The sequence below is a fragment of the Streptomyces sp. WAC06614 genome (assembly GCF_003949795.1).
Classification (GTDB): Bacteria; Actinomycetota; Actinomycetes; order Streptomycetales; family Streptomycetaceae; genus Streptomyces.
In genome coordinates this window covers 1-7,303 of sequence record NZ_RPRY01000333.1, presented here as the reverse complement: position 1 = coordinate 7,303, position 7,303 = coordinate 1, and the positions used below count along the sequence as shown (strand labels likewise).

Here is a 7,303-nt window from a genome sequence, read left to right as displayed (position 1 = left end):
GTACGGCGGATCCGCCGCCCCCGCCCCCAGCCTGGGACGAAGCGGCGGCGAGCAGGAGACGACCTTGAGCGGCGACGGTGGCGGGCGGCGGATCCGCCGTACCCGTGGGTTCCTGCGCATGCTCCCCGCCGTCCTCATCGTCGTCGGCACGCTCTTCGACCTGCTGACCCCGCCCAGCTTCACCGGCTCCCCCTTCTTCTCCGCCGCCCCGCTGGTCGCCGCCCCCTTCTTCGCCCTCGGCGCCACCCTGCTGACCGGCTGCTTCTCCTGTCTCGCCGTGGCCGGGCTGCACCTGCGCCACGGCACCACCTGGGACGCCGAGTCCTTGACCGAGCTGGCCACCGTCGTGACCGTGGCCGGCCTGGCCCTGGTGATCAACCGCGTGGTGCGGCGCAGCGGCCGGCAGCTCGCCTCCGCGCGCGAGATCGCCGAGGCCGCCCAGCGCGCCGTCCTGCCCGTGCCCGCCGAGCGCATCGGGGGTCTGGACATCGCCGCGCGCTACGAGGCCGCCGACGCGGACGCGCTGATCGGCGGGGACCTCTACGCGGTGCAGCAGACCCCGTACGGAGTCCGGCTCGCGGTGGGCGACGTACGGGGCAAGGGGCTGGGGGCGGTGGAGGCGGTGGCGGTGGTGCTCGGGGCGTTCCGGGAGGCGGCCGAGCAGGAGCCGGACCTGGAGCGGCTGGCGCAACGGCTGGAGCGGGCGCTGAGCCGGGAGGGAGCCCGGCGGGACGACCTGGACACGGCGGAGGGGTTCACCACGTGCGTGCTGGCCGAGATCCCGCCGGGGCACGAGGTGGTGCGGCTGCTGAACCGGGGGCACCCCGAGCCCCTGCTGCTGCACCCGGACGGCACCCTCGACGTGCTGGCACCGGCCGAGCCGGCGCTGCCGCTGGGCATGGGCGACCTGGGGGTGTGGCCGGACCGCACCCAGGAGTGGCCCTTTCCCGCCGGGGCGGCCCTGCTGCTGTACACCGACGGGGTGACCGAGGCCCGTGACGCGCACGGGATCTTCTACGATCCGCCGGGCCGGCTGCGCGGGCGGATCTTCCCCGGGCCGGAGGAGCTGCTGAGCGCACTCGTGGCCGACGTACGGCGGCACGCGGGCGGCGGGGCCGCGGACGACATGGCGGTCCTGGCGGTGGCACGGCCGGGGGAGCGGCAGCACGGGCGACGGCGGACCGTGCCGGTGTTGCACCACCCTCACGGTGTGTGAGCGAAGAGGCGCACTGTCCAAGGATCTTGACGATCAGTCATGAGGCTTGTGTGGCTGAAGACATGGGGAAAGTGGCGCCTTTTTGTCGTAGTTGGTGGGGTTTGAGGGTCAAAGTCCAGGCCATGGCTGGCCGGTGCGTGGCCGGTTACCGGAACGATCAATCGCAACAGCTTGGAATCACACCTCCGTTTCTATTACCTTTCGATAACGCAGCGCGGCCGTCCCCCCGCCGCCGTCCAAGGCGGCAGCCTGCGCCTGCGCGCGATGAGGAGTGTGGCCCGGTGGAGTCCAACGCGCCTGCCCCCGACGGGATCGAGAGCCTGGAGCCGGCCGGCGCCGGTGCGTGGGGCGAGTGGAACCCCACCGAGGACTCGGTCCGTCCGGTACGCGGCCGGCACCGGGTGGCCAAGCAGCGCGGGGGACTTGCCCGCAGCTCCACCGTGCTCGGTGTCGGCGTGATCGCCGCGGTCGGCGCGGGCGGCATCGCCACTGCGCAGGACCGGCCCCAAGTCTCCATATCCCTGCCCTCGTTGCCCTCCCTCGACGCCCTCACCGGCGCGGAGGGCCACCACGGCAAGGCCGCCGACGCCGACACGGCGAACGGCGCCGCTCAGGCGCGGGGCGCGGTCGCCTCCCACGCCGATGCCGGGGAGGCGCTGCGCAGCCGGATCCTCCAGCAGGCCGAGGCCCAGACGGACGCCGCCGACGCGGTGGCCAAGTCGGCCGCGGAACAGGCCGCTCGGGACGCTGCCGCCCAGGAGGCCAAGGACAAGCAGGAGTCGGCGCGCAAGGCGGCCGAGGAGGCCGCCGCGAAGGAGGCGGCGGACGCCAGGACCAAGGCCGAGGAAGCGGCCCGCGCCGAGGCGGAGGCGGCCCAGCCCGCCCCGGCGGCCCCCGCACCGGCCCCGGCCGGCAGCTTCTCCCTGCCCACCTCCTCGTACACGATCACCTCCACCTACGGGGCAGCCGGTTCCATGTGGTCCTCCGGGCACCACACCGGCCTCGACTTCGCCGCCCCGACGGGCACCCCGGTCAAGGCGGTGGCCGGCGGGACGATCACCTCCGCGGGCTGGTCCGGCGCGTACGGCTACCGGATCGTGCTGGAGCTCCCCGACGGCACCGAGATCTGGTACTGCCACCTGTCGTCGATGTCGGTGACCTCCGGTGCGGTCGGCGCCGGGACCACCATCGGCCGGGTCGGCGCCACCGGCAACGTGACCGGCCCCCACCTTCACCTGGAGGTCCGCACCAGCGGCGGCTCCACCATGGACCCGATGGCCTGGCTGGAGTCCAAGGGCCTGGAGGTCTGAGCGGGCAGGGCCCGCGGCCCGCGCGGCACCGCCCTCGGCGGTGCGACCAGCTCCTCCAGCAGGGCCGCCCGGCACAGCGCCGGCCCGGCCGTGGCACGGCGCCCGGCCAGCCGGCCGAGCAACTCGGCCTCCCGGTCCACGAAGTCGGGCATCCGCTCCGGTCCGCCGCGCCGGGCCCGGTGGCGTAACAGGGCGAGGGCGGCGGCGTCGGCCTCGTACGCGGCGACCGTACGGGCCGCGGCCCGGCCGCCGGCCCGCCGGGCCAGGCTGCGGGCCAGCGCACGGGCGGGCAGCGAGGCCAGGGCCGCCACCTCGGCCGGGTCCAGCCAGCCGGCCGAGGCGTAGACGGCCAGCTCCCCCCGGAGCGTGTGCAGTTGGCGCCGCTGCGCGCGCAGGGCCGCCCACAGCAGCAGGGCGAACACCGGGACCATCACCAGGCCGTAGACCAGGTAGAAGCCGTACTCGCCCAGCTCCGAGGAACTGTTCCACACGGCGTGCGTGGCCATCGCCCCGGTCAGCCCGAGCAGCGGCAGCCCGATCCGGGTGCGGCGGCGGCAGGCCAGGACGGCCGCGCCGAAGCCGAGGCCGGTGAGCACGGTGAACAGCGGGTGCGCGAACGGCGAGAGCATGATCCGCACGAAGAAGGTGGCGGCCGTCATCGACTCCAGCACGCCGACGCCGCTGTCCAGGTCCTCGCCGAAGGCGTTGCCCAGGTAGAGGATGTTCTCGGTGAAGGCGAAGCCGGTCGCGGTGAAGCCGGCCAGCACGAAACCGTCGGCGGGACCGGTGAAGTGCCGTCTGCGGAAGACGAAGACCAGCAGCAGGGCCGCCGCCTTGGCACTCTCCTCGACCACCGGGGCGATCGCGACCGAGCCGAGCTGGTCGGCGTCGGACGGGTCGGTGGCGGCAGCGGCTATCCACTCGGTGGCGAAGCTGTTGGCCAGTATGGCGATCAGCGCGGCGGCGCAGGCGCCCCAGCCGAAGCAGAACAGCACCTGCCCCCACGGGCCGGGGGCGGCCCGGCCCAGCCACCGGAAGGCCGCCATGAGCGGCGGCACCGGCAGCAGGGCCAGACCCAGCCCCACGAAGAACCCCGGGGTGCCGGTCTGCTCGCGGACGAGATCCAGGATGGCCGCGCCGGACGCGGCGAGCAGGGCGAGGAGCACGCACGTACGGGCCGTGCCCGGTCGACGTGCGTGCACTCGGGGGAGCGCTCGGTACACGCCATGACCCTAGCGAGTGGGTCGGACACGCGCGGTGACGTTGTCAGTTCTTCCTGCGACGGAAGAGCAAGTCGTGTACGACGTGACCCTTGTCGAGTCCCTGGCCCTCGAACCGGGTGAGCGGCCGGAACGCCGGCCGGGGCGCGTAGCCGCCCTCGGGCACGGTGTTCTCGAAGTCCGGGTGCGCGGAGAGCACCTCGAGCATCTGCTCGGCGTACGGCTCCCAGTCGGTCGCGCAGTGCAGGACCGCGCCGGGCGCGAGGCGGGTGGCGGCCAGGGTGAGGAACTCGGGCTGGATCAGCCGGCGCTTGTGGTGGCGCTTCTTGGGCCAGGGGTCCGGGAAGTACACGCGCAGGCCCGCGAGGGAGTCCGGCGCCAGCATCTCGCGGAGCAGGATGATCGCGTCGCCGTTGGCCACGCGGATGTTGTCGAGGCCGCCGCGCTCGGCGAGCGCGAGCAGGTTGCCCTGGCCGGGCGTGTGCACGTCGGCCGCGAGGATGCCGGTCTCCGGGTCGGCGGCGGCCATCTGCGCGGTGGCCTCGCCCATGCCGAAGCCGATCTCCAGCACGACGGGCCGGCCGTCGAACAGCGTGTCGAGGTCGAGGACCCGCTTGCCGTCGATGTCCAGGCCCCAGGTGCCCCACAGCCGCCGCAGCGCGTCCTCCTGCGAGGTGGTCACCCGGCTCCGGCGCGGCTGGAAGCTGCGGATCCGCCGGTCGTGGTGCGACCCGGCGGGGTCGGGCGCGGGCCCTTCGGGGCCGAACCGGGACTCGGTCCGCCACCGCGGCGGGGTGTACGCCGCCTCCGGCGCGGGGGCCGCCTCGGGTGCGGGGGCCGCCTGCGGCGCGGGGGCCGCTTCGGGGGCGCTGGACTGCGGATTCAGGGACTCAGACACAATCCCCAGATTCTACGGTCCCCACCGCGGGCGCACCCGGGGGCGCCGGGGAGGGCCCCGTGGCGCCGTGGGCCCGGCGCAGGGCCGGGGTCCTCAGGCCGAGCGGAGGGTGGTCAGGGTGCGGGTGGCGATCTCCCGGCCGATCGGGAGGGAGGCCGTGGCGGCGGGGGACGGGGCGTTCAGCACGTGGACCGTGCGGGGGGCCTCACGGATCAGGAAGTCGTCCACCAGGGTGCCGTCGCGCAGGACCGCCTGGGCCCGGACACCGGCCGGGGCCCGGGTGAGGTCGTCCGCCGTGACGGCGGGCAGGAGCCGCTGGACCGCCTCGGTGAAGGCCCGCTTCGACAGGGAGCGGTGGATCTCCCCCGCCCCGTACCGCCAGTGGCGCCGGGCGATGTGCCAGGTGCCCGGCCAGGCCAGCTCGGCGGCCAGGTCGGCGGGGCGGACCGTGCCCCAGCCGTAGCCCTCGCGGGCCAGCGCCGGCACGGCGTTCGGCCCGACGTGGACCCCGCCGCCGATGCCCCGGGTCAGGTGCACCCCGAGGAAGGGGAACGCGGGGTCGGGCACCGGGTAGACCAGGCCGCGCACCAGCGAGGGTCTGGACAGGTCGTAGTACTCGCCCCGGAACGGGACGATCCGCATGCCCGGGTCGTCCCCGGCGAGCCGGGCGATCCGGTCGCACTGGAGCCCGGCGCAGTTCACCAGCGCCCGGGCCCGCACGACCAGGCCGGACGTGGTCCGCACGGCCACCGCCGAGGGCCGGCGCGAGATCAGGTCCACCTCGGCGCCGTAGACGACCTCCGCGCCGGAGGACTCCGCGAGCCGGGCGGCCACCTGGCCGTAGTCCACGATCCCGGTCGTGCCGACGTGGATCGCGGCCAGGCCGCGCACCTCCGGCTCGTACGCGGAGATCTGGGCCGGGCCCAGCTCCCGTACCGGGATGCCGTTCTCCCGGCCGCGCTGCACCAGGGCGTGCAGCCGGGGCAGCTCCGCCCGCTCGGTGGCGACGATCAGCTTCCCGGTCACCTCGTGCGCGATGCCGTGCTCCGCGCAGAACTTGACCATCTCCGCGGCCCCGCGCACCGCGAACCGCGCCTTCAGGGACCCGGGGCGGTAGTAGATCCCGCTGTGGATCACCCCGCTGTTGCGCCCGGTCTGGTGCCGGGCCGGGCCGGCCTCCTTCTCCAGCACGACCACCCGGGTGCCCGGTGCCAGCCGCGACAGGGCATGCGCGGTCGACAGGCCGACGATCCCGCCACCGATCACCAGCACATCGCAGTCCACGCTGCCGCCGCCCACGCTGACACCTCCCACCCCTGCATACTGCACCCCCGCACTGACAACGCGGACGCCAGGCTGCCACCGCCCGGTTGCCGACCCGCCCGGTCGCCGACTTGCCCGGTCGTCGCCCCGGCCGGTCGTCGCCCCGCCCGGCTGTCGCCCCGTCCGGTCGTCGACCGGGGCGGTCGTCGACCGGGCCGGTGCGTCAGGCCGGGGTCACCAGCAGCGGCCGGGCCCGCTCGCGCAGCTCCGCCACGCGCGGCTCGTCCCCGTAGGGCTCCAGCCGGTGCAGCAGGTCCCGTACGTACTCGGTGGTGCGGGCGGAGGAGATGCGTCCGGCGACCTCCACGGCCCGCGCCCCCTGGGCGCACGCCGCGTCCAGGTTGCCCGACTCCAGCTCGGCCACCGCGCTCACCACCAGCCGCAGCCCGTGCGAGCGCACGTACTCCTCGGTCGGGCGGGACAGCGCCTGCTCGGTGAAGCGCCGCACCTGCCGGGGCAGTTTGAGGTCCCGATAGCATTCCGCCGCATCCGCAGCGAACCGGTCGTACGAGTAGAAACCCAGCCAACTCGGATCAGGGTCCCCGTCCCGCGAGCGTTCCAGCCAGCCCTCGGCCGCCCGCAGCGCCGCCCCGGCGGCCTGCGGGTCGCCCGCCTTGGCGTGCGCCCGGGCCTCGACCAGGCGGAAGAAGCTCATGGTGCGGGCCGTGGCCAGGCCGCGGTTGCGTTCGACGGCGGCCTGGGCGAGGTCCACGCCCTCGTCGGCGAAGTCCCGGTAGGTGGCCTGGAGGGACATCGAGGCCAGGACGTAGCCGCCGAGCGGCACGTCCGCGGCCGCGCGGGCCAGTCGCAGGGCCTGGATGTAGTAGCGCTGGGCCGCCTCCTGCTGCCCGGTGTCGAAGGCCATCCACCCGGCCAGCCGGGTCAGTTCGGCGGTGGCGCCGAACAGCGCGCGCCCCACCTCGTCGCTGTACGAGCCCAGCAGCAGCGGCGCCGCGTCCACCCGCAGGCACTCGGGCACCATCGACGAACGCCAGTCCCCGCCGCCGTACTTGCTGTCCCAACGGCGTGCGTCCTCGGCCGCCTCGCGCAGCTTGGCCACGTCGCTGTGGCCGACCCGCTGCGGGGTCGCGTCCGACGGGGCGGGCAGTGGCTCGCGCGGCGGCGTTTCGGCGGTGGACGGCGCGGGCACAACGGTGGTCGGTACACCGTTCGAGCCGGGCCGCCCCCGCCCCGCGGGCCGGGCCGCGGCGGACGACGAGATGGCGGAGGCCGAAGGAGCGGAAGAGGCCGGAGGGACGGACGAGGTCGCCGCGCCGACAGGACCGGACGCGCCGACAGGACCGGACGGGGCGGATGGACCGGACGGGGTGGAAGG

At 75.1% G+C, this 7,303-nt stretch carries 5 protein-coding genes and 2 pseudogenes; 3 read left to right on the top strand and 4 right to left on the bottom strand.

Annotation, left to right across the window (positions count from 1 at the left end; all coding sequences use genetic code 11):
* Positions 1 to 118 precede the first annotated feature (118 nt).
* Together EF918_RS29805 and EF918_RS29800 are read left to right on the top strand one after the other, a co-directional pair.
* Positions 119 to 1,216: a PP2C family protein-serine/threonine phosphatase gene (locus EF918_RS29805; RefSeq protein ID WP_125652046.1), complete on the top strand. Its 1,098-nt coding sequence runs from the start codon at positions 119 to 121 to the stop codon at positions 1,214 to 1,216.
* Between the two features lie 311 nt (positions 1,217 to 1,527).
* Positions 1,528 to 2,526 carry a M23 family metallopeptidase gene (locus tag EF918_RS29800; protein ID WP_260610801.1) on the top strand — a complete coding sequence of 333 codons (999 nt, stop codon included), beginning with the start codon at positions 1,528 to 1,530 and terminating at the stop codon, positions 2,524 to 2,526.
* Here EF918_RS29800 and EF918_RS29795 read toward each other — a convergent pair.
* The 4 genes and pseudogenes from EF918_RS29795 to EF918_RS29780 all read right to left on the bottom strand — a co-directional run.
* Positions 2,448 to 3,749, bottom strand: a complete 1,302-nt coding sequence (locus EF918_RS29795; protein WP_125652044.1) for a PrsW family intramembrane metalloprotease — start codon at positions 3,747 to 3,749, stop codon at positions 2,448 to 2,450. The genes EF918_RS29800 and EF918_RS29795 overlap by 79 nt on opposite strands.
* Before the next feature lie 43 nt (positions 3,750 to 3,792).
* On the bottom strand, positions 3,793 to 4,653 hold the full coding sequence (gene trmB / locus EF918_RS29790; RefSeq protein WP_185921978.1) for a tRNA (guanosine(46)-N7)-methyltransferase TrmB: 861 nt from the start codon (positions 4,651 to 4,653) through the stop codon (positions 3,793 to 3,795).
* Positions 4,654 to 4,737: 84 nt separating this feature from the next.
* Entirely contained in the window at positions 4,738 to 5,973 is a 1,236-nt protein-coding gene (gene lhgO, locus EF918_RS29785) for an L-2-hydroxyglutarate oxidase (RefSeq protein WP_125652042.1), read from the bottom strand.
* A gap of 157 nt (positions 5,974 to 6,130) precedes the next feature.
* Positions 6,131 to 7,063, bottom strand: a pseudogene (locus tag EF918_RS29780) (sporulation protein); the annotation flags it as partial.
* Positions 7,064 to 7,121: 58 nt separating this feature from the next.
* Between EF918_RS29780 and EF918_RS37785 the strand changes: the two are divergent.
* Positions 7,122 to 7,303, top strand: a pseudogene (locus tag EF918_RS37785) (collagen-like protein); the annotation flags it as partial.

Bases quoted from the DNA above. Each gene is read 5' to 3' on its own strand.
- EF918_RS29805 (WP_125652046.1), top strand. From the start codon at position 119: ATGCTCCCCGCCGTCCTCATCGTCGTCGGCACGCTCTTCGACCTGCTG.